The following is a 26,284-nucleotide window of genomic DNA, read 5'->3' on the forward strand; positions in this document are numbered from 1 at the left end:
AGCCGCAGCTCGAAAGGACTTTGAACCACCATGGCCGACGAGAACCCCCCTGTGACCCCGGACGGCGTGACCGCCGAGGGCGCGCCCGCCGCCATCGAAGGCGTCGGGATGCGCGTCGAGCCCGTCGGGCTCGAGACGGAGATGCAGCGCTCCTACCTCGACTACGCGATGTCCGTCATCGTCTCGCGTGCGCTGCCGGACGTCCGGGACGGCCTCAAGCCCGTCCACCGCCGCGTCCTGTACGCGATGTACGACGGCGGGTACCGCCCCGAGAAGGGCTTCTACAAGTGCGCCCGCGTCGTCGGCGACGTCATGGGTACGTACCACCCGCACGGCGACACCTCCATCTACGACGCGCTGGTGCGTCTGGCGCAGCCGTGGTCGATGCGGATGCCGCTGGTCGACTCCAACGGCAACTTCGGCTCCCCGGGCAACGACCCGGCCGCGGCCATGCGGTACACCGAGTGCAAGATGGCGCCGCTGTCGATGGAGATGCTCCGGGACATCGACGAGGAGACCGTCGACTTCCAGGACAACTACGACGGCCGCAACCAGGAGCCGACGGTCCTGCCGTCCCGCTTCCCCAACCTGCTGATCAACGGCTCGGCCGGTATCGCGGTCGGCATGGCGACGAACATCCCGCCGCACAACCTCCGCGAGGTCGCCGCCGGTGCCCAGTGGGCACTGGAGCACCCGGACGCCTCCGCCGAGGAGCTGCTGGACGCGCTGATCGAGCGGGTCAAGGGCCCGGACTTCCCCACCGGCGCGCTGGTGGTGGGCCGCAAGGGCATCGAGGAGGCCTACCGCACCGGCCGCGGCTCGATCACCATGCGCGCGGTCGTCGAGGTCGAGGAGATCCAGAACCGCCAGTGCCTGGTGGTCACCGAGCTGCCCTACCAGGTCAACCCGGACAACCTCGCCCAGAAGATCGCCGACCTGGTGAAGGACGGCAAGATCGGCGGCATCGCCGACGTCCGCGACGAGACCTCCTCGCGCACCGGCCAGCGGCTGGTGATCGTCCTCAAGCGGGACGCGGTCGCCAAGGTCGTCCTCAACAACCTCTACAAGCACACCGATCTGCAGACCAACTTCGGGGCGAACATGCTCGCCCTGGTGGACGGCGTGCCGCGCACGCTCTCCCTGGACGCGTTCATCCGCAACTGGGTCACCCACCAGATCGAGGTCATCGTCCGCCGGACGAAGTTCCGGCTGCGCAAGGCCGAGGAGCGGGCGCACATCCTGCGCGGTCTGCTCAAGGCCCTGGACGCCATCGACGAGGTCATCGCGCTGATCCGGCGCAGTGACACGGTCGAGGTCGCGCGCGAGGGCCTGATGGGCCTGCTGGAGATCGACGAGATCCAGGCGAACGCGATCCTGGAGATGCAGCTGCGCCGGCTGGCCGCCCTGGAACGCCAGAAGATCACCGCCGAGCACGACGAGCTGCAGCGCAAGATCAACGAGTACAACCAGATCCTGGCCTCCCCCGAGCGGCAGCGCCAGATCATCAGCGAGGAACTCGCCGCGATCGTCGAGAAGTTCGGCGACGACCGGCGCTCCAAGCTGGTGCCCTTCGAGGGCGACATGTCCATCGAGGACCTCATCGCCGAGGAGGACATCGTCGTCACGATCACCCGTGGCGGCTATGTGAAGCGCACGAAGACGGACGACTACCGCTCGCAGAAGCGCGGCGGCAAGGGCGTTCGGGGCACGAAGCTCAAGGAAGACGACATCGTCGACCACTTCTTCGTCTCCACCACCCACCACTGGCTGCTGTTCTTCACGAACAAGGGCCGGGTCTACCGCGCCAAGGCCTACGAACTGCCGGACGCGGGCCGCGACGCCCGTGGTCAGCACGTCGCCAACCTGCTCGCCTTCCAGCCGGACGAGCAGATCGCGCAGATCCTGGCGATCCGCGACTACGAGGCCACGCCGTACCTGGTCCTCGCCACGAAGGCCGGCCTGGTGAAGAAGACGCCGCTCAAGGACTACGACTCGCCGCGGTCCGGTGGTGTCATCGCGATCAACCTGCGCGAGCAGGAGGACGGCACGGACGACGAGCTGATCGGCGCCGAGCTGGTCTCGGAGACCGACGACCTGCTGCTGATCAGCAAGAAGGCCCAGTCGATCCGCTTCACCGCGTCCGACGAGGCGCTGCGGCCGATGGGCCGGGCGACCTCCGGTGTGAAGGGCATGAGCTTCCGCGAGGGTGACGAGCTGCTCTCGATGAACGTGGTCCGCGCGAACACCTACGTCTTCACGGCCACGGACGGCGGGTACGCCAAGCGCACCGCGGTCGACGAGTACCGCGTCCAGGGCCGCGGCGGTCTGGGCATCAAGGCCGCCAAGATCGTCGAGGACCGGGGTTCGCTGGTCGGCGCGCTGGTCGTCGAGGAGACCGATGAGATCCTCGCCATCACGCTCGGCGGTGGCGTGATCCGTACGCGGGTCAACGAAGTCCGGGAGACCGGCCGTGACACCATGGGCGTCCAACTGATCAACCTGGGCAAGCGCGATGCCGTCGTGGGCATCGCACGGAACGCCGAGGCCGGCCGGGAAGCCGAAGAGGTCGACGGGGAGGACCCCGAGACCGAGGCGGCAGAGGTGACCGAGCCCCCGGCGGAGTAGCACGAGGAGTAGGTCATGAGTGGAGCCACGGGCGCTGCGGCGGGTGGACGGGGAGTCGGGAAGGACTCCCCGTCGGGACCCGCGACCGTGACGGAGGACAGCGCCCGTGGCTCCGCCATTTCTGCCGACGGCCCCCGACACGAGGGCGAGCACCAGGGGGGACCCGTGAGCGACACCCGCCAGCCGCAGCCGCAGCCGCAGGATCCGGCCCAGCAGGCCGCAGAGGGCCCGCAAGCGCCGTACCAGCCGCCCCAGGCGTATTCCACCGCCGGTGGGCAGGGCGGCGGGCCCCAGGCGGTCCGCAAGCCCCGTACGGGCGCCGCTACGGCCCCGCGGACGCGCAAGGCCCGGCTGCGGGTCGCGCGGGCCGATCCGTGGTCGGTGATGAAGGTCAGCTTCCTGCTCTCCATCGCGCTGGGCATCTGCACGGTCGTGCCGTCTCGGTGCTGTGGATGGTCATGAACGCGATGGGCGTCTTCTCCACGGTCGGCGGGACGATCAGCGAGGCCACCGGCTCCGGCGACGGCGGCGGCTTCGATCTCCAGACGTTTCTGTCGCTGCCGCGGGTGCTGCTGTTCACCGGGATCATCGCGGTGATCGACGTGGTGCTGGCGACCGCGCTGGCCACCCTCGGCGCCTTCATCTACAACCTCTCGGCCGGGTTCGTCGGGGGCGTGGAGCTGACCCTCGCCGAGGACGAATGAGGCCCGTACGACAGGGCGTCCGGGGGGCTCCCGGAACCGATTTTGGGAACGCCTCTGAAGTGCGCTAATCTTTCGGTGCAGCGAACGCGCGGCTATAGCTCAGACGGTTAGAGCGCTTCCCTGATAAGGAAGAGGCCCCAGGTTCAAGTCCTGGTAGCCGCACCGCACCGATCGGCCCGGCCGGGGAACTCCCCGCCGGGCCGATTCGTTGTTCCGGTGCGGAAGTTGGCTCGCGGCGGGCGCCCGCGAACGAGGCGTTGCCGACTGCGAGCTAGGTAACCGATCGGTATCGGCCGGTGTGTATCATCGGCCGACATAGGTCCCCTACGTCAACGAAAGACGAGGTCGCGCGGTGAAGAAGCTTCTCCTGGTCGCACTGGCCGCCATCGGCGGGCTCCTCGTGTACCGCCAGATCCAGGCGGATCGCGCCGAGCAGGATCTGTGGACGGAGGCGACCGACTCCGTGCCCGCAGGTTCGGGTGTCTGAGACGCACCTACGTACAGCAAGTTCGTACGAACCCCGATTGCCCGGTGGCAGTCGGGTTTCGTATGTCCGGGGGCGGGCGGGGCGGTGTGCGAGGGGTGCCGGGGAGTGGGCCGGGGCGGCTGATCGTCGTTGCGGGACCGTGACGGTGACGCTCTTGAGTTTGCGATCGCACACCATTAGCTTGCATAAGCAAAGATTCTGTCTGTGTCGTAACCAGCAGGACTCCAGGGGGATCAAGGCATGGCACACCGACCACGCAGAGGGCGGTGGCGTTGCTCGGCGGGCTGATGCTGGCCCTGGCCGCCGTGGCCGCACCGTTTCAGGCCATCGCCGCGGGGACAGCCGAGGCGGCGCCGGCCGCGGCGGGCAGCGGCATGGTGATGGTGCTCGACTCCTCCGGCTCGATGAGCGGGAGCGACGGGCCGGCAGCACTCGGATCGCCGCCGCCCGTAAGGCCGTGGGCGCCGTCGTGGACGCCCTGCCGGACGGCTATCCGACCGGGTTGCGGGTCTACGGCGCCGACAAACCCAAGGGCTGCGACGACACCCGGCTCGTCCGTCCGGTCGGCGCGCTCGACCGGGCGGGGCTGAAGCGGGCCGTCACGGGCGTCCGGCCGAAGGGCGACACCCCCATCGGGCTGTCGCTGCGCAAGGCGGCCGATGACCTCCCCCGGCCGGCCGGCGGCTCGGTCGGCAAGCGCACGATCCTGCTGATCTCCGACGGCGAGGACAACTGCCAGGCACCGCCGCCGTGCAAGGTCGCGGCCCAACTCGCCGCGTCCGGCGTCGATCTGCACATCGACGCCATCGGTTTCCAGGTGGCCGGCAAGGCCCGCGCACAGCTGGAATGCATCGCCAAGGCCGGCAACGGCCGTTATTACGACGCCCCGGACGCCCGAGCGCTGGCCCGCCAGCTCCAGAGGCCGGCCAACTCTCCGCGGAGGGCTACCGGTTCAAGGGGAAGCAGGTCCGCGGCACGGCGACAAAGAGCAGCGCCCCGCACCTCGCCCCCGGTCAGTACCTGGACTCCATCGGGCCCAACGAGGAGCGCTTCTACGCGGTCGATCTGGACGCCGCGTCGACGGCCGACTTCTCGGCGACCGTGGTGCCGCAGGCCGGGGCCACCGTCGGCCTCCTCGACACCGTGCGCACCCGGATCGCGTACGGCACCGACAGCGCCTGTGAGTCCAGTACCGCGATGTTCGGGCAGTCGGAGGGCGCCACGCCACTGACGTCCGCCGTCAGCCGGGTCCCCTCGGAGACGGGCACCGGTACCTGCGACAAGGCGGGCCGGTACTGGCTGGTCGTCGAGCGCAAGGCCGCCGAGGGCTCGGACGCCGCGCGCTGGCCGATGGAGCTGACGTTTCACGTGGAACCACGGCTGACGAAGGGCGTCACCCCCGCACAGTCGGAGCCGAGTACGGCGCGGGCGGCAAGGACGCGATCCTGCCCACCAGCGCGCCCCGGGACGTCACCGGCGGCACCGGATTCAACGACGCGCGCACCCTGCATCCGGGCGTCTGGCGGGGCAGGCTCCTTCCGGCGCAGACCCTTTGGTACAAGGTGCCGGTCGGCTGGGGCCAGCAGCTGCGCTACGACGTGGAGTTCGCCAACGAACCGACGGTGAGGGGCCACAGCGCCACCCCCTCGTTCGGCGGCACCCAGGTCTACACACCGGCCCGTATCCCGGTCGGCAGCGGCACCGGGGAGTTCGACGTCTCGGTGCCGTACGACGGGCGGCCGGCCTCGCTCGCGATGGGCACGGTCCCGGTCGCCTGGACCAACCGCTACGAGGGCCACCCCAACGTCATTCCCGTGCACCAGAAGGGCGACTTCTACCTGGCCGTGACGCTGGGCGCCAAGGCCGCCGAGATCGCCCAGAACCCGCGTATCGGGGTGGTGCTGAGGGTCGCGGTGCTGGGCAAGGAGAAGGCCGGCCCCGAGGCCGGTGCGGCCACCGTCACCGGTGCTGCCTCCGGGCGAACTCCCGGGGGCCGGACGGACGGTGCCTCACAGGACGGTGGAGGATGGTCCACAGGACGCGTGATGGCCGTAGCCGTCGGTGCAGTGGGGGTCCTGATGCTGGCCGGTCTGGCACTGGCCTACGTACGGGCCCACCGGAAACCGTCGGCCGGCGGCGGGAATTCGGATCCGAAGAGGGGTGGCTCGTGGTGACCGTACGCACGGCGAGGCGGACCGTGTTTCACGTGAAACACAGCGGACGGGCGGCCGCCGCGCTGACGGCGCTGGCAGCGGTGGCCGTAATGCCCGGGGCGGTGGGCGTGGCCTCGGCCGCGACCGTGCCCGGCTACCGGACGGCGGACGATGCCACGGCGGTCAAGGGCAGCCCCAGCAGGGCGGACGCCCCCGAGCTCAAGCCCGGGCTGCACACCGACACCCTTCGGCGCGGCCAGCAGAAGTACTACGCGGTCACCCTCGACGCCACGACCAACGCCTACTTCTCGGTGGTCGCCGCGCCCCGGCCCGGCACCAAGGTCGAGGACTACAAGGACCAGTTCACCATCAGCGTCCAGGACAGCGGCGGCCAGCCCTGCGGCACGGATGCGACACCGTCCTTCCACGGCGGCGGAATGGCCTATCCGATCGCCGACTACGCCACCCGCCGCATCGGCAGCGACCGCACGCAATGCCAGAAGCCCGGGCCGTACTTCGTCGTCCTCACCCGCGAGGGATCCGCGACCTCCGGGCCCGACGCCTGGCCGGTCGAGCTGGACTACCTGCAAGAGCCCCCGATCAAGGGCAGCACCCCTCCTCGCCCGCAGCCGGGCACCTGGTCCACCGCCACGCCCCTGCCCGGACCGCCCCCACCAAGCGCCGGGCCAAGGGCGGCACCGGCTTCAACGACGCGGGCTCGGTCGCCCCCGGTGTCTGGAAGGACCACATCGAGCCGGGCGAGACCCGCTTCTACCGCGTACCGGTGGACTGGGGTCAGCAGCTCAACCTCAGCGCGGAGCTGCCCAACTCGACCACCGGCACCTCGCATTTCCTCGCCAACGCGCTCGGGCTGAGCGTCTACAACCCTGCTCGTGGCGCGGTCGGCAACGACAGTTTCGTCGCGTACGACAACGGGGCCGCCGCGAAGAAGTTCACCGCACCCGTCGACTACGGCAACCGCTTCAACCCGACCGACGCGGTCAGCGCGATGCGCTTCGCCGGCTGGTACTACCTGGAAGTGAGCCTCAACCCGAACACCGCCCCGTACTTCGCCAAGGGCGCCGACCTCACGCTCCGCGTGGACGTCCGCCAGAAGCCCAAGCCTGGCCCTGAATACGCCTCCCCACCCAGAACTTCTCCGTCACGCCCGACGACCGGGACGCGGCCCAGAACGGCCGCAGCGCACAGGAGGACTCGGCGCGGAGCGGCACCCTGATGACGGTCGCGTACGCCGGGATCGGCACGGGCGTGGTGCTGCTGACCGCGCTCGGGGTGTGGACGCTGGTGGCCCGGCGGTCCGCGGCGGCCGGTCCGCCCGCCCAACGGAAGCAGGAGAGCCAGCAGTTCGGGCCCCCGGGAGGCTGGTGAGCCGCGGGGTCCGGATGGTCCGGGCGCGGTCTCAGGCCGAGAGCAGCGCCCAGACGCCGACCGCGATGCACAGCAGCGCCACGATCAGCACCGGGACCGCGACCTTCGGGGGCGGTCCCGGCTTGCGGTAGGGGGCGGGCGGCGCCACGGTCGGAGCGGCGGCCGGCATACCGGCCGGCGGCTGCCCGGGGACCAGGTGTGGGCCCGCCGTGTAGGGACGGGTGGCGGCCGCCTCGGGGCGGACCGCGGCGGTCGGTTCGTACGCCGGCACCGGGGGCGGCGGGGGCGTCGCGGGGACCGGCTGGGGCAGCGGAGCGGGCGTCGGCGGGGTGGTCGGCTCCGGTGGGGTGCGCGGTTCCGGCGGGGCGAGCGGGAAGCTGTCGGTGCCGGCGAAGGAGCCCCGCCCGGACGTCCCGGTGCCGGTGAGGGTGCTGCGTCCGGCCGTCCCGGGCCCGGTCGTCCCGGCACCGGCCGCCGCGGGTCCGTCGTCCTGCGTGGGCTCGTCCGGCCCGTCGGTCGCCAGCGGCCCCTCCGGCCCGAAACCGGCCGGCAGCGGCCCGATGTGGTCGAAGACCTCGACGACCTCGTCCTCGACCGTCGCCTCCGGCAGCAGCTCGACCACCGACAGGATCGCCTTGCGCGCCCCGGTGGCCGTCTTGAACCGCGCGTCCGGGTTCGGGTGCACCAGGGACGCCAGCACCTGCCACAACGGCTCCGGTACGCCCTCGGGCGCGTTCGGGATCCCGTCGGCGAAGTGCCCGATCAGCGCCTCCGGATCCGGTTTGACGCCGGTGAGCAGGTAGATCGCGACCAGTCCGACCGCGAACAGGTCGCCGGGGAAGTCCGGTTCGGCGCCCAGCAGCTGCTCCGGCGCGAAGTAACCGGGCGTCCCCACCACGTAGTTGGCCTCGGTCAGCCGCGGCTCGCCCTTGCGCATCGCGATGCCGAAGTCCGACAGCCGCAGATGCGGACGGCCGGTGCCGGTGGCCTCCAGCAGGATGTTCGCCGGCTTGATGTCGCGGTGCACCACGCCCTCGGCGTGCACCGCGGTCAGCCCGGCCAGCAGCTGGTCCAGCAGCGTGCACACGAACCGCGCCGGCAAGGGCCCGTAATCGCCGGTCAGATGGGCCAGCGAGCCGCCGCTCACCAGGTCCATGGTGAACAGCACCTTGTCGTCGTCCGCCGCCCAGCTCGCCGGGGCCAGCACATGCGGATGGTCGATCCGCAGTGCCTGTTCGCGGACGAAGCGCAGCAGCGTGTGCGCATCGCTCTGCTGGAGCACCTTCGCCGCCACGTAGCGTCGCCGCCGGTGGTCCCAGGCGCGCCAGACCGCGCCCACCCCGCCGCGTCCGATCGGGTCGATCAGCTCGTACCGGCCGGCGAAGATCTCACCCATTGCGCCCCGTCCGCTTCCTGTACCCGCGAAGTCCCCTGTGGCTAACTCTGGTGCGCCTCGTAGTGGGCGACCGCGTCCGCGGTGCGACCGGCACCGTAGACCCGGAGGAACTCTGCCAGTTCGGGGTGAGTGGGGGCGAGGGTGTTCGCGGCATCGATGATGTCCCCGGCGTCGGAGACCGAGCGCAGCAGCGACTGGATCTCGCGGACCACCCGGCGGACCGTGGTCGCCCCCGTCGACGACGTCTGCTGCGCGGTGTTGTTCAGTACCGAGCCGCCGGCCGTCTTCTTGATCTCGTCCATGCGGTCGGTGGCCTCGGCGGCGCTGACGCTGCCGTCCGCGACCTGGCCCGACAGCTCCTGCAGTGCCTGGACCCGCTGCACCACGGCCGGGTTGCCTATCTTCGCCCGCTGCCCGCTCATCAGCTGGGAGAGCATCGGGGCCGAGAGCCCGAGCACGGCGGCGAGCCGGGCCTGGTTGAGACCGAGGTCGTCGATGAGTCGGCGGAACAGCGCGCCCAGAGGCTCCCCGTACCAACTGCGCTGCAGCTCCCGGGCCCGCGCGGTGGCTTCCTGCTGTGCTGCGTCCATACCGTCTCCCCTGTCTCCCCGATCGCTTCGCTGCCGCGAATCTCGCGAAGCATCCTACGGAGAGCGACGGGGTGCGGCGATACCCGGTCGGGAAAGCGCCCGGACACCGGGTACCCTGGTGCGCGAAGGGGCCTTAGCTCAGTTGGTAGAGCGCTGTCTTTGCATGGCAGATGTCAGGGGTTCGACTCCCCTAGGCTCCACTCCCCAAACCCTTCCGGTCGGCGTCATCGCTGGTCAGAAGGGTTTTTTGCTGCGCTGGGGGATTGACGGGCCATCATCGCCGTCCGCGCGTGCGGGGCCGGCGGACGCCGGCAGGCGAACGGGCCGCGCCCGCCGCCCCGCGGACGGGGTGGGGACGCGGCCCGGTGTGCTGTGGCGGGGCCCGGCGTCAGGGCGTGCTGCCGCCTCCGCGCTCATCGGCCTCTTCCTGCTTGGCCTGGACCTCGGGATCGAGCGCGGCACCTTCGCTGCCGTCGACCGCGCTCAGCCGGCCGCGGTCGCCGACCTCGGTGGGGGCCGGGGGCTCGACCAGCCAGTCCGGGTTGGCCTGCTTGTCCCACCACTTCCAGGCGACGACCGCACCGGCGGCCAGGACGCCCAGCACGGTGAGGCGCTTGACGAGCTTGCCCCGCCGGGCGCGGCGGCTGTGCTTCTTCTGGAGCTTGGCGATCTCCTTGGCGGTCACCTGGCCGCGCAGCGCGGCGAGCGCGGCGGTACCGCGGGCCACGGCTTCCTCGCGTACCGGATCGGCCGCGGCGCGGGCACTGCTCACGGCGTGCTCCAGCCGTGGTGCGGTGTAGTCGGCGGCCTGGCGGGCCGCCTTGCGGGTCCGGCGCGCCGCCCGGTTCGCCGCCGCGTCCACCTTGGGCGGCAGGGCGCCGCGGGCGTGCTCGATGCGCGGCTGCAGATGGGCGTCGTACTGCACACGGGCCTGGTGGGCGGCCTCGGCCACCTTGGGGGCCATGCGCGTACGGGCCTCGTGCGCGTAGTGCACGGCGGCATCCTTGGCCGTACCGGCATACGGAGCCACCGCCTCCGCGGCGTGCCGCACGCTGTCCCTGGCCGAACTGGTCGCGGTGCGCACGCTGTCCTTGCGGGTCACGGGATCCTCCTCCTCGGTGGCGTGTCCGGGGGCTCGGGGGGTCGGTTCCCCTTGTCTGCTATGTCGCCTGTCCACCCGTTGGAAGATCATGCCCGTTCACGCGACATACGGCATGCGCAGGGTGGCATACGGGTCAATACCGGACACTTCCGGAGCTCTGTGGACGACGATGCCACGCTTTGCCGCCGACCGCGCCCGAAATCAGTGCGAAGCCCGGTAAGAGGTGGTGGTCCGGCGACGGGAGGGGTTCTTCGTGCGAGGATCGGGGGCCCGTCAGCAAAGACTCATGGAAGGTTGATCGTGGCTGAGCAGCTGTACGCCACCCTGAAGACGAACCAGGGCGACATCGAGATTCGGCTCCTGCCGAACCACGCACCCAAGACGGTCAAGAACTTCGTCGAGCTCGCCACGGGTGAGCGGGAGTGGACGAACCCGGAGACCGGGCAGAAGACCACCGCCCCGCTGTACAACGGCACCGTCTTCCACCGGGTGATCAGCGGCTTCATGATCCAGGGCGGCGACCCGCTCGGCAACGGCACCGGCGGCCGGGCTACGAGTTCGGCGACGAGTTCCACCCCGACCTGGCCTTCGACAAGCCGTACCTGCTGGCCATGGCCAACGCCGGCCCGGGCACCAACGGCTCCCAGTTCTTCGTCACGGTCTCCCCGACCGCCTGGCTGACCGGCAAGCACACCATCTTCGGTGAGGTCAGCAACGAGGCCAGCAAGAAGGTCGTGGACGCCATCGCCACCACCCAGACCAACCCGCGCACCGACCGTCCGGTCCAGGACGTGGTGATCGAGTCGGTGGTCGTCGAGACCCGCTGACCCGCGGTGCCGCCGGGCCCGGCCCGGGAACCATTGCGCCCCGGTCCCGTCCGGGGAACCATTGCGCCCCGCCTGGACGTAAATCAGGCGGGGCCCGCAGCTCGTCCAGGGGTGGTAGGCGGGCGGCGGGCGGGAGGGGCGGTGTGTTGTGATGCCCGTGTTTCGATGCCGCCCGGTGGACATTGAAGAGGACGAGGGGACCGATGGACCAGGTGCCAGGCAGCCCGCAGGAGCCGCAGGACGCGCGGGGCGACGACGGCCTGCCCGGCTGCTACCGCCACCCGGACCGTCCCAGCGGCATCCGCTGTACCCGGTGCAACCGCCCGATCTGCCCTGAGTGCATGGTCAGCGCCTCGGTCGGGTTCCAGTGCCCGGACTGCGTACGCGGCGGCAGCGGCACCGGCCATTCCCCGCGGGCGACCGCCCCGCGCACGCTCGCGGGCGGCACGGTCGCGGCCGACCGGCGGCTGATCACCAAGATCCTGCTGGGGCTGAACGCCGCGGTGTTCGTGGCCGTGCTGGCAACCGGCGGCCCGACGAGCCCGCTGCCCGACCGGCTCGACCTGCTGGGCCTGGCCTTCGACCCGTCCCGCTACCAGCTCGTCGGGGTCGCCGAGGGCGAGTGGTACCGCCTGCTGACCGCGATGTTCCTGCACCAGCAGGTCGCACACATCGCGTTCAACATGCTCTCGCTGTGGTGGCTGGGCCCACCGCTGGAAGCGGCGCTCGGCCGGCTGCGGTTCACCGCGCTGTACCTGCTCTCCGGCCTGGGCGGCAGCGCCCTGTCGTACCTCCTCGCCGCCCAGAACCAGCCCTCGCTGGGTGCCTCCGGCGCGATCTTCGGGCTGCTGGGGGCGACCGCGGTGCTGATGCGCCGGCTGAACTACGACATGAAGCCGGTGCTGATCCTGCTCGCCCTCAACCTGGGCTTCACGTTCCTGTGGCCGCACATCGCCTGGCAGGCGCACGTCGGCGGGCTGATCGTGGGCGCCGCGGTGGCGTTCGGGATGGTGCACGCACCGCGTGACCGCCGGAACGCGGTGCATGTGGCGACGTGTGCGGTGGCGGTGCTGGCGATCGCCGCGGTGGTGTGGGTACGGACCCTCCAGCTGGTGGGCTGAGGGCCGTCACCCACACGTTGTCCACAGTGCGTGGCCGATCTTGTGCAAGCTGTGCGGAACTCTGCTTCCGGACCGCTGTGACCTGCGTTTCCGCAGGAAGGAGCGGGGAGGGGACGGCCGGGGCCGAGGGCCCGGCCGATCACACCGGCGTCAACCGCCGGAGGGTTATCCACAGATCTTCTGAAGTTTTCCCCGGCTGTGGATAACCGTGTGGATGGCCTTGGGCAGGGCTTGCGCTACTTCCACTGAGTGGATACGCCGAAGCCCACCGCGATGAAGCCGAAGCCGCAGACGATGTTCCAGTTGCCCATGGCCGCGATCGGCAGATCGCCCTCGGACACGTAGAACAACACGATCCACACAAGACCGATCAGGAACATCGCCAGCATCACAGGCGCCACCCAACCCCGACCGGAGTTCATCTTCAGGTTGGTGGTCTTCGCCGGCGGCGGCGTGAAATCGTCCTTCTTGCGGATCCGTGACTTCGGCACGAGGAACTCTCCTGTCGATGCGCTGCGGTGTGCGCCGGGCGCGGACGCGATGGGGTCGGATTCCTTTCCCGGGCGTCCGTTAGCGTAGTGCTTCCGCGGCGTCGTAAGGAGTAAGGGTACGTTGAGCAATCCCGCCGACCCCTCCGGCCTTCCCCGCCGTGCCCGTCTGCGGCCCGTCCGGCTGCTGACGCTCGTGGTCTTCGCGCTCGCCGGGCTGCTGTTCTGGCTGAGTTTCGACACCGCGCGGGGCACCAACCTGCGCTCCGACGACTCCATGCTGCGCCTCTCCGACCTCATCCAGGAACGCAGCCACAAGAACGGTGTCCAGGACGACCGCAACGCCACCCTGCGCGAGGAGGTCGACGGCCTCGCCCGGCGCGACAACGGCAGCTCCAAGGCCGAGGACGCCAAGCTGCGGGCGCTGGAGAAGAACGCCGGCACCAAGCCGGTGTCCGGCCAGGGCGTGACGGTGACGCTCATGGACGCCCCGCCGAACGCCACCGCCAAGATCCCCGGCGTCCCCGAGCCGCAGCCCAACGACCTGGTCATCCACCAGCAGGACCTCCAGGCCGTGGTCAACGCCCTGTGGCACGGCGGTGCCAAGGGCATCAAGGTCATGGACCAGCGGCTGATCTCCACCAGCGCGGTCCGCTGCGTCGGCAACACCCTGATCCTCCAGGGCCGGGTCTACTCCCCGCCGTACAAGATCACCGCGGTTGGCGACCGCGAGGCGCTCAACAACGCGCTGACCGCCTCCCCCGCCATCCAGAACTACCTGCAGTACGTCAACGCCTACGGCCTGGGCTGGAAAGTCGACCAGCGCGAGGCGGTGACTCTGCCCGGCTACTCCGGCACAGTGGATCTCCATTACGCACAGCCTGTGAAGCCGTAAGCCGTGCCCGCGGGCCGGCGGGAGGGGCGGGCCGGATGACGCTGCGGAGCCGGACGACGGCGCGATGGATCGTACGGACGCTCAGCGAGATCTGCCTCACCGCCGGCGCACTGATCGTCCTCTTCGTGGTCTACCTGCTCTTCTGGACCGGCGTACGGGCCGACAGCGCCATGGACGGCGAGATCGGCAAGCTCCACGACCGGTGGTCGTCCGGAGCGGCGGCCGCCCCCGACCGCACACCGGCGCCCGGCGAGAGCCCCACCCAGGCCCCACCGCCCCGCCGCTACCGGGCGGGCGACTCCTTCGCCGTGATGTACATCCCGCGCTTCGGCGCCGACTGGGCCAAGCCCGTCCTGGAAGGCACCGCGACCGGCACCCTCCAGCGCGGCCTCGGCCACTACGCCCGCACTGCGCGCCTCGGCGACCTCGGCAACTTCGCCGTGGCCGGCCACCGCCGCACGTACGGCGACCCGTTCAAGGACTTCCCGAGCTGCGGCCCGGGGACGCGGTGGTCCTGAGCGACGGCACGACCTGGTTCACCTACCGCATCGACAACCGCCCGTACACGACGCTGCCGAGCGACATCGGCGTGATCGACCCGGTGCCGCGGAAGTCCGGCTTCAACGGCCCGGGCCGCTACCTCACGCTGACCACCTGCGAACCGGAGTGGGGCCACAGCCACCGGCTGATCGCCTGGGCCCATCTGGATTCCACCCAACCCGTCGCCCAGGGAAGGCCGTCGGCTTTGACCGGCTGACCCACCCGCCCCCGCCCTCGCCCCTTACTCTGGTGTCGCAATCGACATCGTCATCGGCATCGGCAAGGGGACAGCGACAGCATGTACGGCTGGATCTGGCGGCATCTGCCGGGCAACACATGGGTCAAGGCGCTGATTTCCATGGTGCTCGTACTGGCGGTCGTCTTCGTGCTCTTCCAGTACGTCTTTCCGTGGGCGGAGCCGCTGCTGCCCTTCAATGACGTCACTGTCGACGAAGGGATGGCTGCCCTCTGATGACCGCACGGATTCTCGTCGTCGACAACTACGACAGCTTCGTCTTCAACCTCGTCCAGTACCTCTACCAGCTCGGTGCCGAGTGTGAGGTGCTGCGCAACGACGAGGTCGCGCCACGGCACGCCCAGGACGGCTTCGACGGCGTACTGCTCTCGCCCGGCCCCGGTACCCCCGAGCAGGCCGGCGTCTGCGTCGACATGGTCCGGCACTGCGCGGACACCGGCGTCCCGGTCTTCGGCGTCTGCCTGGGCATGCAGTCGATGGCGGTGGCCTACGGCGGGGTGGTGGACCGGGCGCCCGAGCTGCTGCACGGCAAGACCTCCCTCGTCGAGCACGGCGGCAAAGGCGTCTTCGCCGGACTGCCCTCGCCGTTCACCGCCACCCGCTACCACTCGCTGGCCGCCGAACCCGCCACCGTCCCGGACGCACTGGAGGTCACGGCCCGCACGCACGACGGCATCATCATGGGCCTGCGGCACCGCCAACTCCCGGTCGAGGGCGTACAGTTCCACCCCGAGTCGGTGCTGACGGAGTGGGGACACCGGATGCTGGCCAACTGGCTCGTCGAATGCGGCGACGCAGGAGCAGTGGAGCGCTCGACGGGGCTTGCCCCGGTGGTCGGCAAGGCCGGCGCGTGACCGACCTACGCCCCGAGCGTGAAGGGAGATCCTACGAGCCGTACGGGCCGGAACAGCCGTACGCGCCGCAGGACCCGGCCGGGCAGCCGGAGCCGCTCGGGCAGCCCGATGCGTTCGAGGCGGCGGTGGGCCGGCTCAGCGACCCGCTGAACGACCCGCTGCCGAGCCAGGAAGCGCCGCCGCCCGGCACCGGCCGCCGGCGGCGCCACGCGGCCCCACCGGCCGACGAGGGGCCGTCCTCGCCGTGGTTCCGCCCCCACCAGGAGCCGCAGCCCCCGACCCCGCCCCGGCCCGGCCCCGGGACGCCGCGGTCCTACGGCCCGGACCCCGCCGCCTACGGCCAGGCGTACGGCCCCCGCACCCGGTCCGGCGGCCCCGCCCCGGCCGCACCCGAACCGATAGCCGGGCCGCATGCCGCAGCCACGCCCCCGACGGCGTCCGCTCCCGCCGTGCCCGCTCCCGCCCCGGTCGCACCCAGCGCGCCGGCGCCCGCCGCGAAGCCCCGGCGGGACGACGACGAGACCATGGCACTGCGCCAGGCGGACAAGGCCGCAATGGCCGGCCGGGACGCCGTTTCACGTGAAACCGACGCCGTTTCACGTGAAACAGGGGCCGGTGTTTCACGTGAAACCACGACCACGACCTCCCGCGCGGCGGAGACGCCCGCGCCCGGCGGCCGGGCGGCCCGCCGTAAGGCCGCTCAGGAGGCCGCGAAGAGAGGCGGACGACGCGGCCGTCACAGCGGCGCTGCCCCCGCAGCCACGGCCTCCGAACCGACGCGTCCCCTCTCCCGCGTGGAAGCCCGCCAGGCCGCCCGTGCCGCGAAGGACAGCCCCAGCCTGATCGCCAGCCGCGCCCTGGGCGAGGTGTTCATCAGCCTCGGCGTGCTGATGCTGCTGTTCGTCACCTACCAGCTGTGGTGGACGAATGTGCGGGCCGAGGAGGAGGCCGGCGGCGCCACCACCAACCTCGAACACGAGTGGAACAAGGGCGGTGCGGAGAAGAAGAACCTCGCCGTCGGCGAGCGCTTCGGGATCATGTACATCCCCAAGCTCGATGTGAAGGCGCCGATAGCGCAGGGCACCGACAAGCATGCCGTGCTGGACCACGGCATGATCGGTCACTACGACAAGAGCAGCGGGATCAAGACCGCGATGCCCTGGGACAAGAAGGGCAACTTCGCGCTCGCGGCCCACCGCAACACCCATGGCGAGCCGTTCCGCTACATCAACCGACTCGTCAAGGGCGACAAGATCATCGTCGAGACGAAGGCCGCCTACTACACGTACGAGATGGAGAGCGTGCTCCCGCAGACGTCGCCCAGCAACACCAGCGTGATCGGGCCGGTGCCGCCCGGTTCGGGCTTCACCAAGCCCGGCCGCTACATCACCCTGACGACCTGCACCCCGGAATTCACCAGTACCTTTCGGTTGATCGTCTGGGGCAAGATGGTCGACGAGCGGCCGCGGAGCAAGGGCAAACCGGAAGCGCTCGGCGGCTAGCGAAAACAAGAGGGGTGCTACGCGGTGACTGCAACCGGAACCGACGAAGAGAGCGACCGGTCCGCGCCGCCGCCCTCGCCACCGCGCCGGGTGCGCCGGACCATCGCGTCCGTCGTCAGCGTCATCGGTGAACTGCTGATCACCGCCGGGCTGATCCTGGGCCTGTTCGTCGCGTACTCGCTGTGGTGGACCAACGTCCTCGCCGACCGCGAGGCGCACCAGCAGAGCGACCAGGTGCGCCGGCACTGGGCCAGCAGCGGCCCCAAGGGGCCCGGCGCGCTGGACACCAAGGACGGCATTGGCTTCCTGCACGTCCCCGCGATGGACAACGGCGAGGTGCTGGTCAAGAAGGGCACCAGCACCGATGTCCTCAACGAGGGCGTGGCCGGCTACTACACCAAGCCGGTCAAGTCGGCGCTGCCGCAGGACAAGAAGGGCAACTTCACGCTCGCCGCGCACCGCGACGGCCACGGCGCGAAGTTCCACAACATCGACAAGCTCAAGGACGGCGACCCGATCGTCTTCGAGACCAAGGACACCTGGTTCGTCTACAAGGTCTTCGCGGTCCTGCCCGAGACCTCGAAGTACAACGTCGACGTCCTCAACAAGGTCCCGAAGGAGTCCGGCAAGCACAAGGCCGGCCGCTACATCACCCTCACGACCTGCACCCCGGTCTACACCTCGACCTACCGCTACATCGTCTGGGGCGAGCTGGAACGCACGGAAAAGGTCGACGCGGACCGCACACCGCCGGCCGAACTGCGCTAGCCGCGCAGGGCCCGCAACGGCCCCGTACCGCCCGTCCGGCACATGACGAAGCCCCGGCAGCCCTCCAAGGGCTGCCGGGGCTTCCTCGTGATGTTGTGCCGGCTGTCAGCCGAATCCGCCGATGAACCCGCCACCACCGTTGTTACCGCCGTTGTTACCGCCACCACCGACGGTGGTCAGCGTCACGGTGGTCGACTTCGGGTCGGACGGCGTGTTGCCCGCGGGGTCCTGGTTGATCACCAGCGCGTTGTCGTCCTGCGATCCGTTGACCTGGACGTTGGTGAAGCCGGCCTGTGCCAGCGCCTTCTTCGCGTCCTTCAGCTTCTGGCTCCGCACCTCCGGCACCGGAGTCTGCGCTGCGGCCTTGCCGATCACAAGGTTGACCGTGGAGCCGCTCTTGGCCGGGGTGTTGCCGGCCGGGGTCTGGTCGATCACCTTGCCGACCTGGCTCGGGTCGGGGGCGTCCTGCTCGGTCTTGGTGACCTTGAAGCCCAGGTCCGTCAGCTGCTTCTCGGCCGCCGCCGCGTCCTGGCCCTTGACGTCCGGGACGCTGGTCTTCTGGATCTCCTTGGCGACGGTGAGGGTGATCTCGGTGTCCTTGGTCGCCTTGCTCTGCCCGCTCGGGTCCTGGCGGATGACGGTGCCCGCCGTCCGGTCGGACTCCTCATCGACCCGCTTGACGTTCTCGAAGCCCTTGTTGTGGAGCTCCCGCTCGGCTTCCTCGAACTGCAGGCTCTTGACGTCCGGGACCGGCACCTTGGCCGCACCCGCGCAGATCGTCACCGTGATCGTGTCGTTCTTCGCGATCTGGGTGTTCGGCGCCGGTTCCTGGGAGGTGACCTGGTTCCTCTTGACGTTGGTGCAGGGCTTGCGGCCGGCCGATTTGACCTTGAAGGAGCTGTTCACCCCGGACTGCTTGGCTTCCTGCAGCGTCCGGCCGACGAGGTTCGGGGCGGCGAACTTGGCGTTCTGCTTGCCGCCGGTGAACATCGCCTTGCCGATGAAGATCGCCCCGACCAGGACCAGCACCGCCGCGAGGACCAGCAGGATCGTCGAGACGTTGCTCTTCTTCTGGCCGCCGCCGCGGCGCCGGTCGGCCCGCTCGTCGTAGCCGTAGCCGCCGTCGTCCGGGTTCATCGGCGGGAGCATCGTGGTCTGGCCCGCCGGGTCCTGCGCCCGCAGCATCGTCGTGGGCTGGTCCTGGTCGTAGCCGACCGCGCCCATCGCCGAGGTCGCCGCGACCGGCTGGCCGTCCAGCGCCGCCTCGATGTCGGCGCGCATCTCGTCGGCCGACTGATAGCGGTAGTCCGGGTCCTTGACCAGCGCCTTCAGGACGATTGCGTCCATCTCCGGCGTGATCTCGGGGTCGAAGTTGCTGGGCTTCTGCGGCTCCTCGCGGACGTGCTGGTAGGCCACCGCGACCGGCGAGTCACCGACGAACGGCGGCCGGACGGTGAGCAGCTCGTACAGCAGACAGCCGGTGGAGTACAGGTCGGAGCGGGCGTCGACCTGCTCGCCCTTGGCCTGCTCGGGCGAGAGGTACTGGGCGGTGCCGATGACCGCCGCGGTCTGCGTCATCGTCATGCCGGCGTCACCCATTGCGCGGGCGATGCCGAAGTCCATGACCTTGACCTGGCCGGTGCGCGTCAGCATGACGTTCGCCGGCTTGATGTCGCGGTGGACGATGCCGGCGCGGTGCGAATACTCCAGCGCCTGGAGGACGCCGGTGGTCATCTCCAGCGACCGCTCGGGCAGCAGCTTGCGGCCGGAGTGCAGCAGCTCACGCAGCGTGGACCCGTCCACGTACTCCATGACGATGTACGGGATCGAGACACCGTCGACGTAGTCCTCGCCGGTGTCGTAGACCGCGACGATCGACGGATGGTTCAGCGAGGCGGCCGACTGGGCCTCACGGCGGAACCGGGCCTGGAAGGACGGGTCGCGGGCAAGATCCACCCGCAGCGTCTTCACCGCTACGGTGCGGCCGAGGCGGGTGTCATGCGCGAGGTACACCTCGGCCATGCCACCGCGGCCGAGCACCGAGCCCAGCTCGTACCGGCCGCCGAGGCGACGCGGCTCTTCCATAAGCTTCTCCAGCCCTCTCCGTCAGTCCCGACCGCACCCGTGTGTGGTCCGGCGGTGTGCTGTCCGGGCTACCGTACCCGGGACGCCGCATCGGACCGGCCGGAGCCGCAACCTGATACGTGACCGGTACTGGCATGACCCGAGTCACTTCTCGCCTTCGAGTACCGCCTCCATGACGCGCTTCGCGATGGGAGCGGCGAGCTTGCCACCGGCGATGTCATCGCGAAGGGTGTCGGATCCCTCAATGACGACAGCGACCGCTACGGGGGTGCCCTTGTCGGTCTTCGCGTAGGAGATGAACCAGGCGTACGGGTTGTCCTTGTTGTTCTCGCCGTGCTGGGCGGTACCCGTCTTACCCCCGACTGTGACGTTCGGGATCTGTGCATTGGTTCCCGTGCCGCTCTTGACGACGGTCTCCATGATGCTCTGGATCTTCTGCGCGTTCTCCGGGCTGAGCGGCCGACTCATCTCCTGCGGCGTGTGCTGCTGCACCACGTTGAGGTTCGGCGCGACCAGCTGGTCGACCATGTACGGCTTCATCAGCTTGCCGCCGTTGGCGACCGCCGAGGCGACCATGGCCATCTGCAGCGGCGTGGCCCGGTTGGACGCCTGCCCGATACCGGCCATGGCATTCTGCGGCCGGTTGTCGGTGGGGAAGATGCTCTCCGCGGCCCGCACCGGGGTGTCGATCTTGGAGTTGTTGAAGCCGAACTTCTCCGCCTCGGCCTTCATCTTCTTGTTGCCGAGGTCAGCGCTGACCTTGCCGAAGACCGTGTTGCACGACAGGCGCAGGGCCTCGCGCAGGCTGACGTTCTCACACTGGATGGAGCCCTCGTTCTTCAGCGGAAGGCCGGCGGTGTCGGGCAGCGTGTACGGGACCGGCGAGTTGGTCTTGGCGTCGACGTCGTTGTACAGCCCGTTCTCCAGCGCCGCCGAGGCCGTGACGACCTTGAAGGTGGAGCCCGGCGGGTAGGTCTGCCGCAGCGCCCGGTTGAGCATCGGCTCGTCGGGGTTGTTCTTCTTCAGCAGGCCGTTGTACGCCTCGGCGTCCTTGTTGCTCATGCCGGCGAACGTGGACGGGTCGTACGACGGGGTGCTGGCCAGCGCCAGGATCGCCCCGGTCTCCGGGTTGATCGCGGCGACCGCGCCCTTCTGGTTGCCCAGGCCCTCGAAGGCCGCCTTCTGCGCCTTGGCGTCCAGCGTCGTGACGACGTTGCCGCCCTTCTGCTTGCTGCCGGTGAACATGTCGACCGTGCGGCTGAAGAAGAGCCGGTCATCGGTGCCGGTGAGGATGCCGTCGTTGAGCTTCTCCAGCTGGTTGGCGTCGAACGCCTGCGAGGCGTAACCGGTGACCGGCGCCCACATCTTGCCGTTCTTGTACGTCCGCTTGTACTTGAAGTCGCCGCTGTCGGTGGTCGTCGAGCCGGTGATCGCCTTGCCGTCGACGATGATGTTGCCGCGCGGCGTGCTGTAGCGCTCGATGGCGACCCGGCGGTTGTGCGTGTCGTTCTTGAGCTGGTCACCCTCGACGAACTGCACCCAGTTGACGCGGATGAGCAGGGCGAGGACGAGCAGGCCGCAGAAGATCGCGACCCGGCGCAGGGGCTTGTTCACGGGCGGACCACCTGGGTCATCTCGGCGTCGGTGGACGGTGCGGGGGTCGGCGCCGGGCGCCGCGCGGTGTCGCTGATGCGCAGCAGGATGGCCACCAGCGCCCAGTTGGCGATGACGGAGGAACCACCCTGGGCCAGGAACGGCATCGTCATACCGGTCAGCGGGATGAGGCCGGTCACACCGCCGGCGACGACGAAGACCTGCAGCGCGAAGGCGCCGGACAGGCCGATCGACAGCAGCTTGCCGAACGGGTCACGGGCGGCCAGCGCCGTACGGATGCCGCGCTCGATGAGCAGGCCGTACAGCATCAGGATGGCCATCAGGCCGGCCAGCCCGATCTCCTCGCCGACGGTGGCGAGGATGTAGTCGCTCTTGGGCGCGATACCGCCGATCAGCCGGGAGTAGCCCTGGCCCAGACCCGAGCCGAGGATGCCGCCGGAACCGAAGGAGTACATGGCCTGGGCGGTCTCGGTGACACCGCCGTTGAGCAGCTCCAGCGGGTTCAGCCAGTTGTGGACACGCACCTGGACGTGGGACTCGAACGTGGCCACGGCGACCGCGCCGCCCGCGCTGAGCAGCAGACCGAAGACGATCCAGCTGGTCCGCTCGGTGGCGACGTACAGCATGATCACGAAGAGGCCGAAGAACAGCAGCGAGGTACCGAGGTCGGTCTCGAAGACCAGGATCATCAGGCTCAGCGCCCAGATGACCAGGATCGGTCCGAGGTCACGGCCGCGCGGGAGGTACAGGCCCATGAAGCGGCGGCTGGCCAGCGCCAGCGCGTCCCGCTTCACCATGAGGTAGCCCGCGAAGAAGATCGCGATGATGATCTTGGCGAACTCGCCCGGCTGCAGCGAACCGACACCGGGGATGGTGATCCAGATGCGCGCGCCGAAGCGGGCCGGGAAGAAGATCGGCGAGATCAGCAGGACCAGCGCCACCACCATCGAGATGTAGGTGTAGCGCTGCAGGACACGGTGGTCCTTGAGGAAGATCAGTACGCCGAGGAAGAGCGCGACGCCCAGCGTCGACCACATCAGCTGCCCCGGCGCCATCGCACCGCCCAGCTGCGGGGTGCTGATCTGCGGCTCCTGGTCCAGCCGCCAGATGAAGACCAGACCCAGGCCGTTGAGCAGGGTGGCGATCGGCAGCATCAGCGGGTCCGCGTACGGCGCCCACTTGCGTACGACGAGGTGCGCCACGCCGGCCAGCAGGCCGAGCCCCAGGGTGTAGCCGAGCACACCGGCGGGGACGGTCTCCTCCTTGGCCAGGCCCACGTTGATGTACGCGAACACCGGAATGATCACCGCGAAGACGAGCATCGCCAGCTCGGTGTTGCGGCGGCTCGGGGCTCCGATCGTGCCGATGGTGGTGGTGTTGGTGGTACTGCTCATGAGATCTACGGCCCCCTAGGCCCTCACTGCTGGGTGCTGCAATTCTTTTCCAGCTTCTGCTGCTCCTCGGAGGGGCCTGGCTGGGAGTGGGTGTGGGAGTCGCGGACGCGGGCGCCGACAGCGCCCCCGCCGTACCGGTGCCGGACTTGTCCGTGGTGCCGGGCTTGGTGGTCGGCGTACCGGGCTTCGTGCCGGGCTTCGCGGGCGTGCCCGCCTGGCCCTTGCCCTTGTTGCGCGCCGCTTCGCGCTCGGCGGCCTCCCGCTGCTCCTTGCTGCGGCAGGCGTTGGCCTGCTTGCTCAGCTCGGTGACCTTGTCGCCGCCCTGCAGGCGGCTGTCGACCGCGATCGTCTGCTTGACCTGGTTCCGCTGTACAGCGGCAGGTACTTGAGTTCGATCTCGGGTGTGGTCCTCGTCCACGGCGTTGAGCTTGAACCAGGCGAGGTCCTGGCTGATGCCGCGGTACAGCGCGACGTGGTCGTCCTTGGCGCCGACGAAGTACTGGGTCTGCGTCCAGCGGTAGCCCGCGTAGAGCCCGCCGCCGACGACGGCCAGCGCCAGCACGCCGAACAGCGACCGCTTGAGCCACCGCCCCCGCTTGGGCTTGACGAAGTCCTCGTCCATGAACGCGCCGAAGGAGCCCTGCGGCGGACCGCCGACCTCCGGGTCACCGCTCCCGGGCGGCCCGAAGGCACCACCGGGTGCGGACGGCTGCCCGCCCGGACGGCCGAGCTCGGCGGCCCGCGCGGCCGGCGTCTGGAGCGTGCTGGGGTCGTTGAGCTGGTTCTGGTTCTCCGCGACGGCACCGACGATCACCGGGGTGTCGTTGAGCTGCCCGGCCATCGTGTCGTTGCCGTCCACGTCCAGGACGTCGGCGACGATGCAGGTGATGTTGTCCGGGCCGCCGCCGCGCAGCGCGAGCTGGATCAGCTCCTGCACGGTCTCGTGCGGCCCGTGGTAGCCGGCCAGCGTCTCTTCCAGCGTCTGGTGGCTGACGACGCCGGACAGCCCGTCCGAGCAGATCAGATAGCGGTCGCCGGCCCGCACCTCGCGGATCGACAGGTCGGGCTCGACGTGATCACCGCTGCCCAGCGCCCGCATCAGCAGCGACCGCTGCGGATGGGTGGTGGCCTCCTCCTCGGTGATCCGGCCCTCGTCGACCAGCCGCTGCACCCAGGTGTGGTCCTGGGTGATCTGGGTCAGCACACCGTCCCGGAGCAGGTACGCGCGGGAGTCGCCGACGTGCACCAGGCCGAGCCGCTGGCCGGTCCACAGCAGCGCGGTCAGCGTCGTCCCCATGCCTTCGAGCTGGGGGTCCTCCTCGACCATCACCCGCAGCTGCTCATTGGCACGCTGCACGGCAGTGCCGAGCGAGGTCAGGATGTCCGACCCCGGGACGTCGTCGTCGAGCTGGACGAGCGTGGAGATCACCTCGGAGGAGGCGACCTCACCGGCGGCCTGACCGCCCATACCGTCCGCGATGGCGAGCAGCCGCGGCCCGGCGTAGCCGGAGTCCTCGTTGCCCTCGCGGATCATGCCCTTGTGCGATCCGGCGGCGAAGCGCAGTGACAGACTCATGCGCACCTCACCCGTCGGCTCGGGGTACAGCCGGTCTCGCCTGGCCACACTGCCCACCCTCCGGTCGGGAGCACGCCTGGGTCCGCCGAGTGGACCGCCGCGGCTCGCTCGCTCCGCTCGCTCATTGTCGTACTACTTCCGCAGCTCGATGACGGTCTTGCCGATGCGGATCGGGGCTCCAGCGGAATCGGTGTCGGGGTCGTCAGTCGGGTCCGGTCCAGGTACGTGCCGTTGGTGGAACCGAGGTCCTCGACGATCCACTGGCCGTCACGGTCCGGGTAGATCCTGGCATGCCTGCTGGACGCGTAGTCGTCGTCCAGCACGATCGTGGAGTCGTGCGCACGGCCCAGGGAGATCGTCTGGCCTTGGAGGGCGACGGTGGTGCCGGTCAGCGACCCCTCGGAGACCACGAGCTTCGTGGGCGCTCCGCGGCGCTGGCGATTGCCGCCGCGGCCGCCTTCCTGGCGGCGCTGCTGTTGTTGCTGCGGGGGCGCGGCCTGGCGCTGGGTACGGGCCTCCTGCCCGCCCCGCCGGGCGGCCCCGCGCTGAGTCACGCGGGTGCCGAACAGATCGCTACGGATGACCTGGACGGCCACGATGACGAACAGCCACAGTACGGCGAGGAAACCCAACCGCATGACCGTGAGGGTCAGCTCTGACATTGCCCCCGCTTCACCCTTCGGCTTGCCGGTAAACGATGGTGGTACTGCCCACGACGATCCGCGAGCCGTCGCGGAGACTAGCGCGGGTGGTGTGCTGCCCGTCTACCACGATGCCGTTGGTAGAACCCAGATCCTGGATCGTGGGGGGCGTTCCGACCCGGATCTCACAGTGACGCCGGGAGACACCCGGGTCGTCGATCCGTACGTCAGCGTCGGTGCTGCGGCCCAGCACGAGCGTCGGGCGCGAGATCTGGTGGCGGGTGCCGTTGATCTCGATCCAGCGCCGGGTCTGCGCGTAGGGCTGCGGTCCTGCACCGGGCGGTGCCGCACGGGGTGCGGGCTGTGCGCCGCCGGGAGGCGGGGACGAAGGCATGGGGGGCGGGCTCACGTGGCCGGCGCCGGGGCGCGGGCCCTGCGGGACCGCCGAGGCGCGCTGCGCGGCCGCCTGGCCGGGCTGCTCCTGGGACGTGCTGGAGGCGAGGGTGCGGCTGCGCACGCGGTACAGGCCGGTGTCGAGATCGTCGGCCTTCTCCAGATGGACCTTGATCGACCCCATGAAGGTGTAGCGCTGCTGCTTCGCGTAGTCGCGGACCATGGCCGACAGCTCGTCGCCGAGCTGCCCGCTGTACGGGCTCAGCCGCTCGTAGTCCGGGGCGCTCAGTTCGACGATGAAGTCATTGGGGACGACCGTGCGGTCGCGGTTCCAGATGGTGGCGTTGTTGTCGCACTCGCGCTGCAGCGCACCGGCGATCTCAACGGGCTGCACCTCGGACTTGAACACCTTGGCGAAGGTGCCGTTGACGAGACCTTCGAGACGCTGCTCGAAACGCTTCAGTACTCCCACGGGGCACCTCCTTCCTCAGTCTCCGTCGGTGTCGTCCTGATCGGGTGGTCCTGATACTGCTTACTGATCGTATCCACGCCTTGGGAAATCGGCTGGTTCCCCTTTCCCGCCTTGAGGACGAGTGTCGCCTCTCACAGGGTTGCCCGGTGCCTGTCCGCTCCTTGCCCGCTGCTCGTGCACTGCGATCGTAGATGTGCCCCGATGACAGTGTCCCGCAACCGCCGAGCACTCCGGGCGGCCGGGGGCGCAGTCGGACCGGGCCCCGGACACCCTGCCCGGCAGGTGGCTCCGCACGCCACCTCACGACTCCGTGCGTCACCTCACGGCCCCGCCCGTCCCCGTATGTGGTGCTGCATGTCACCTCCCGGTGGTGCAGGTCACCTCGCGGTTTCGCCCGCCGCCTCCCGGCGCC

General features: G+C 69.9%; 19 protein-coding genes, 2 tRNA genes and 6 pseudogenes. 17 read left to right on the forward strand and 10 right to left on the reverse strand.

Going from position 1 to position 26,284, the window contains the following annotated elements; all coding sequences use genetic code 11:
* The first annotated feature begins 30 nt into the window (after positions 1 to 30).
* The 8 genes and pseudogenes from gyrA to OJ254_RS08985 all read left to right on the forward strand — a co-directional run bounded on the left by gyrA (position 31) and on the right by OJ254_RS08985 (position 7,358).
* Entirely contained in the window at positions 31 to 2,625 is a 2,595-nt protein-coding gene (gene gyrA, locus OJ254_RS08950) for a DNA gyrase subunit A (RefSeq protein ID WP_265361905.1), read from the forward strand.
* Positions 2,626 to 2,790: 165 nt separating this feature from the next.
* Positions 2,791 to 3,329, forward strand: a pseudogene (locus OJ254_RS08955) (DUF3566 domain-containing protein).
* An 88-nt stretch (positions 3,330 to 3,417) separates the two neighbouring features.
* Positions 3,418 to 3,491 (forward strand) — tRNA-Ile (locus OJ254_RS08960).
* Positions 3,492 to 3,681: 190 nt separating this feature from the next.
* The gene (locus OJ254_RS08965; protein ID WP_003958712.1) at positions 3,682 to 3,816 is read left to right on the forward strand and encodes a DLW-39 family protein; all 135 of its coding nucleotides are present in this window, start codon (positions 3,682 to 3,684) and stop codon (positions 3,814 to 3,816) included.
* 287 nt (positions 3,817 to 4,103) lie between these two features.
* Positions 4,104 to 5,990: pseudogene (locus OJ254_RS31530) on the forward strand (vWA domain-containing protein).
* Between the two features lie 32 nt (positions 5,991 to 6,022).
* Positions 6,023 to 6,844 carry a hypothetical protein gene (locus OJ254_RS08975; RefSeq protein ID WP_265361907.1) on the forward strand — a complete coding sequence of 274 codons (822 nt, stop codon included), beginning with the start codon at positions 6,023 to 6,025 and terminating at the stop codon, positions 6,842 to 6,844.
* Entirely contained in the window at positions 6,754 to 7,206 is a 453-nt protein-coding gene (locus OJ254_RS08980) for a hypothetical protein (RefSeq protein ID WP_265361908.1), read from the forward strand. The genes OJ254_RS08975 and OJ254_RS08980 overlap by 91 nt, the downstream gene beginning before the upstream one ends.
* Positions 7,206 to 7,358, forward strand: a complete 153-nt coding sequence (locus OJ254_RS08985; protein ID WP_265361909.1) for a hypothetical protein — start codon at positions 7,206 to 7,208, stop codon at positions 7,356 to 7,358. Before OJ254_RS08980 ends, OJ254_RS08985 begins: the two co-directional genes overlap by 1 nt.
* Before the next feature lie 31 nt (positions 7,359 to 7,389).
* Here OJ254_RS08985 and OJ254_RS08990 read toward each other — a convergent pair whose 3' ends face one another.
* Both OJ254_RS08990 and OJ254_RS08995 read right to left on the reverse strand, forming a co-directional pair.
* Positions 7,390 to 8,754 carry a serine/threonine-protein kinase gene (locus OJ254_RS08990; RefSeq protein WP_265361910.1) on the reverse strand — a complete coding sequence of 455 codons (1,365 nt, stop codon included), beginning with the start codon at positions 8,752 to 8,754 and terminating at the stop codon, positions 7,390 to 7,392.
* Between the two features lie 41 nt (positions 8,755 to 8,795).
* Positions 8,796 to 9,344, reverse strand: a complete 549-nt coding sequence (locus OJ254_RS08995; RefSeq protein ID WP_030412291.1) for a helix-turn-helix domain-containing protein — start codon at positions 9,342 to 9,344, stop codon at positions 8,796 to 8,798.
* A gap of 127 nt (positions 9,345 to 9,471) precedes the next feature.
* On the opposite strand from OJ254_RS08995, the gene OJ254_RS09000 reads away from it, so the two are divergent.
* Positions 9,472 to 9,544 (forward strand) — tRNA-Ala (locus tag OJ254_RS09000).
* 188 nt (positions 9,545 to 9,732) lie between these two features.
* On the opposite strand, the gene OJ254_RS09005 is transcribed toward OJ254_RS09000, so the two are convergent.
* A complete protein-coding gene (locus tag OJ254_RS09005; RefSeq protein ID WP_265361911.1) occupies positions 9,733 to 10,446 on the reverse strand; it encodes a DUF5324 family protein in 714 nt (237 codons plus the stop codon).
* A gap of 300 nt (positions 10,447 to 10,746) precedes the next feature.
* Here OJ254_RS09005 and OJ254_RS09010 point away from each other — a divergent pair.
* Both OJ254_RS09010 and OJ254_RS09015 read left to right on the forward strand, forming a co-directional pair.
* Positions 10,747 to 11,273 (forward strand): annotated as a pseudogene (locus tag OJ254_RS09010) (peptidylprolyl isomerase).
* Positions 11,274 to 11,476: 203 nt separating this feature from the next.
* A complete protein-coding gene (locus OJ254_RS09015) occupies positions 11,477 to 12,394 on the forward strand; it encodes a rhomboid family intramembrane serine protease (RefSeq protein ID WP_265361912.1) in 918 nt (305 codons plus the stop codon).
* Positions 12,395 to 12,630: 236 nt separating this feature from the next.
* Here the strand turns inward: OJ254_RS09015 and crgA are convergent, their stop codons facing one another.
* The gene (gene crgA / locus OJ254_RS09020; protein WP_030412295.1) at positions 12,631 to 12,885 is read right to left on the reverse strand and encodes a cell division protein CrgA; all 255 of its coding nucleotides are present in this window, start codon (positions 12,883 to 12,885) and stop codon (positions 12,631 to 12,633) included.
* Between the two features lie 121 nt (positions 12,886 to 13,006).
* Here crgA and OJ254_RS09025 point away from each other — a divergent pair, with 121 nt between their 5' ends.
* The 6 genes and pseudogenes from OJ254_RS09025 (at position 13,007) to OJ254_RS09050 (ending at position 17,697) form a co-directional block, all read left to right on the forward strand.
* Positions 13,007 to 13,777 carry a DUF881 domain-containing protein gene (locus OJ254_RS09025; protein WP_265361914.1) on the forward strand — a complete coding sequence of 257 codons (771 nt, stop codon included), beginning with the start codon at positions 13,007 to 13,009 and terminating at the stop codon, positions 13,775 to 13,777.
* 35 nt (positions 13,778 to 13,812) lie between these two features.
* Positions 13,813 to 14,534 (forward strand): annotated as a pseudogene (locus OJ254_RS09030) (class E sortase).
* Between the two features lie 81 nt (positions 14,535 to 14,615).
* Entirely contained in the window at positions 14,616 to 14,789 is a 174-nt protein-coding gene (locus tag OJ254_RS09035) for a hypothetical protein (protein ID WP_261956716.1), read from the forward strand.
* A complete protein-coding gene (locus OJ254_RS09040; protein WP_030412299.1) occupies positions 14,789 to 15,427 on the forward strand; it encodes an aminodeoxychorismate/anthranilate synthase component II in 639 nt (212 codons plus the stop codon). Before OJ254_RS09035 ends, OJ254_RS09040 begins: the two co-directional genes overlap by 1 nt.
* Entirely contained in the window at positions 15,424 to 16,929 is a 1,506-nt protein-coding gene (locus OJ254_RS09045; protein ID WP_265361915.1) for a class E sortase, read from the forward strand. The genes OJ254_RS09040 and OJ254_RS09045 overlap by 4 nt, the downstream gene beginning before the upstream one ends.
* Positions 16,930 to 16,953: 24 nt before the next feature.
* On the forward strand, positions 16,954 to 17,697 hold the full coding sequence (locus OJ254_RS09050; protein WP_265361916.1) for a class E sortase: 744 nt from the start codon (positions 16,954 to 16,956) through the stop codon (positions 17,695 to 17,697).
* Between the two features lie 105 nt (positions 17,698 to 17,802).
* Here OJ254_RS09050 and pknB read toward each other — a convergent pair whose 3' ends face one another.
* The 6 genes and pseudogenes from pknB to OJ254_RS09080 form a co-directional block, all read right to left on the reverse strand.
* Positions 17,803 to 19,782 (reverse strand): Stk1 family PASTA domain-containing Ser/Thr kinase, encoded by a 1,980-nt coding sequence (gene pknB / locus OJ254_RS09055; protein ID WP_265361917.1) that lies wholly within the window; start codon positions 19,780 to 19,782, stop codon positions 17,803 to 17,805.
* A gap of 144 nt (positions 19,783 to 19,926) precedes the next feature.
* Positions 19,927 to 21,396 carry a peptidoglycan D,D-transpeptidase FtsI family protein gene (locus tag OJ254_RS09060; RefSeq protein WP_265361918.1) on the reverse strand — a complete coding sequence of 490 codons (1,470 nt, stop codon included), beginning with the start codon at positions 21,394 to 21,396 and terminating at the stop codon, positions 19,927 to 19,929.
* Entirely contained in the window at positions 21,393 to 22,790 is a 1,398-nt protein-coding gene (locus OJ254_RS09065; RefSeq protein ID WP_265361919.1) for an FtsW/RodA/SpoVE family cell cycle protein, read from the reverse strand. Before OJ254_RS09065 ends, OJ254_RS09060 begins: the two co-directional genes overlap by 4 nt.
* 23 nt (positions 22,791 to 22,813) lie before the next feature.
* Positions 22,814 to 24,366, reverse strand: a pseudogene (locus tag OJ254_RS30735) (PP2C family protein-serine/threonine phosphatase).
* Positions 24,367 to 24,498: 132 nt separating this feature from the next.
* Positions 24,499 to 25,028: pseudogene (locus OJ254_RS09075) on the reverse strand (FHA domain-containing protein FhaB/FipA).
* Between the two features lie 10 nt (positions 25,029 to 25,038).
* Positions 25,039 to 25,872 carry an FhaA domain-containing protein gene (locus tag OJ254_RS09080; protein ID WP_265361920.1) on the reverse strand — a complete coding sequence of 278 codons (834 nt, stop codon included), beginning with the start codon at positions 25,870 to 25,872 and terminating at the stop codon, positions 25,039 to 25,041.
* Between the last annotated feature and the right edge of the window lie 412 nt (positions 25,873 to 26,284).

It is taken from the genome of Streptomyces endophytica (assembly GCF_026153355.1).
GTDB classification, from domain to species: domain Bacteria; phylum Actinomycetota; class Actinomycetes; order Streptomycetales; family Streptomycetaceae; genus Streptomyces; species Streptomyces endophytica.